General features: G+C 46.2%; 3 protein-coding genes. All 3 read right to left on the reverse strand.

Annotated features, from left to right (window positions below; all coding sequences use genetic code 11):
* Nucleotides 1-470 (reverse strand): IS66 family transposase zinc-finger binding domain-containing protein (locus G5A70_RS15445; RefSeq protein ID WP_173750328.1); only part of this gene is annotated, 470 nt, incomplete at its 3' end.
* A gap of 142 nt (nt 471-612) precedes the next feature.
* Complete coding sequence (gene tnpB, locus G5A70_RS15450; RefSeq protein WP_173750329.1) at nt 613-954, reverse strand: IS66 family insertion sequence element accessory protein TnpB; 342 nt, start codon at nt 952-954, stop codon at nt 613-615.
* Nucleotides 948-1,346, reverse strand: coding sequence for an IS66 family insertion sequence element accessory protein TnpA (tnpA, locus tag G5A70_RS15455; protein ID WP_226853772.1), 399 nt, complete (start codon nt 1,344-1,346; stop codon nt 948-950). The genes tnpB and tnpA overlap by 7 nt, the downstream gene beginning before the upstream one ends.
* Nucleotides 1,347-1,442: the final 96 nt, after the last annotated feature.

A 1,442-nucleotide genomic window follows, 5' to 3' on the forward strand; every position in this document is an offset into this window, starting at 1 on the left:
TTACAAGTGGCAGGAATGAATTCCAGTTCCCGGCGGACATACTCCTCGCCAATCAGAACCAGCTGCGTACCGCATACCGGACAAATCTTCTCTTCTTCCGGAAGAGGGAGCACTACTTTTTCAATCTTAAGGCCTTTGAAGAGATCTTCATGCGTGGCCTTCTTTTTACGGGTATGTTCCTTGATTACAGTTTCTTCTTCCGGCAGAGATGGATTCTGTTCCATTTCCGCTTCATCAAAGAGATTCTGCTGTCCCGGAATATCATCGGCTCTTCTTTCACTGGAAGAACCAAAGAGTTTTTTTGTCAGATAATCTACCTGTTCCTGAAGGGCTTTCTCGTGACTGGATTTTTCGTCAATAATAAGACGGAGAGATTTCATCATCTCAGTCTGTTCAGATACCATTGTTTTCAGTTGTGATATCGTATCTTTCAGCTCTCTGATCTGGATATCTTTCGCACTGGAAGCCATCGTTTCTCTCCTCGGATTTGATACCTTTATTATAGCAGAAACAGGGCTTTTACTAAAGGAAAATAGCTCCTGAAAAATGCCGAATTTATAAGGGCTTTCCGGTTTTTTCTGTGCAGGATTTCTACTGGAATCCAGATGCTTTTTATTCTGCTTTAAAGGCTTTGGGCTGGTCAATATCAATCCCCGACATCAGCCAGTCAAACTCCCGCCAGGAAAGATTCCGGACCTCCGATTGCTTCCTGGGCCATTGATAGCCGCCGCGGACAGACAACCGCTTATAAATCAGAACGAACCCGTCTGGTTCCCGGAACAAGGCTTTAATCCTGTCCCGTCTTCTTCCACAGAACAGGAAGAGAACACTGGACGACGGATCCATCTTAAGCTGGTCTTCGATAACGGCGCAGAGTCCGTCAATGGACTTCCGCATGTCGGTATAGCCGCAGACAATGTAAATCTTTTCAAGTCCGGAGATGTCACCTAACATGAGAGCTCCTGAAGCAGACGGAATGTTCTGGTGAGTAGGAGCGGATCTGCATCATTGCTGATACGGACCGTGATATCCTTCATAGCAACTTCAATCGTATGTGAATTGTCAAGGTACGAGTTTTGCATCTGGGATGCTGTATGCTGTTCCGGAACAATGTCAATGGAGACCACGTCCTGTTTCGGACGGGGAATCTCAAGATGACCATGATTCGCTGCTGGAATCTGCTCCGCTGCCGCTTTCCGACAGCGGCTGACCCAGTTGTAAAAGGTGCTTACTGCAATGTCGTTTTCACGGCACCAGTCAGCATCTGTCATGCCGCTCTGACGGCATTCATTAATAAGCCTGAGCTGTTCCGCCATCGGAACACGGGCTTTGCGAGTACCTGCCATAACCTATCCTCCATAATTGTAGTGAAATAATCTAAATATCTATCGACTACAATTATAGGTGAAACTTGAGGATTAGGAAATCCGCAGGAATATTTG

The organism is Blautia hansenii (genome assembly GCF_013304445.1).
In the GTDB taxonomy this organism is placed as follows: Bacteria; Bacillota; Clostridia; order Lachnospirales; family Lachnospiraceae; genus Blautia.

Bases quoted from the DNA above. Each gene is read 5' to 3' on its own strand.
- tnpB (WP_173750329.1), bottom strand. From the start codon at position 954: ATGTTAGGTGACATCTCCGGACTTGAAAAGATTTACATTGTCTGCGGC.
- tnpA (WP_226853772.1), bottom strand. From the start codon at position 1,346: ATGGCAGGTACTCGCAAAGCCCGTGTTCCGATGGCGGAACAGCTCAGG.